1 protein-coding gene is annotated in these 357 nt (G+C 63.6%); it reads left to right on the top strand.

Annotated elements, in window-relative coordinates; translation table 11 throughout:
- Positions 1–357: transglycosylase domain-containing protein (locus ACSNOK_RS33560; RefSeq protein WP_436784550.1), on the top strand; the 357-nt coding region annotated here is incomplete at both ends.

Raw genomic sequence — 357 nt, 5'->3', positions numbered from 1 at the left:
GGTGTCGGGCGCGGAGACCCAGAGCGGTTCCACCATCACCCAGCAGTATGTGAAGAACGCCTATCTGAGCCAGGACCAGACCCTCAGCCGTAAATTCACCGAGATGCTCATCGCGGTGAAGCTGGACAATCGGATGAGCAAGGACGAGATTCTCGAGGGCTATCTCAACACGAGCTGGTTCGGCCGCGGCACCTATGGCATCCAGCGCGCCGCGCAGGCGTACTACGGCAAGGAGGTGTCACAGCTCAACGCGAGCGAGGGCGCCTTTCTCGCCTCCCTGCTGAAGGGCGCCGGGCTCTACGACCCCACGCTGAGCGACGCGAATCGCAAGCGCGCCGTGGAGCGGTGGGAATGGAC

Origin of the sequence: Streptomyces sp. URMC 126 (assembly GCF_051386555.1) — a bacterium.
Classification (GTDB): Bacteria; Actinomycetota; Actinomycetes; order Streptomycetales; family Streptomycetaceae; genus Streptomyces.
The sequence above is the reverse complement of the archived record's forward strand: the minus strand, read 5'-3'. Positions and strand labels throughout refer to the sequence as shown.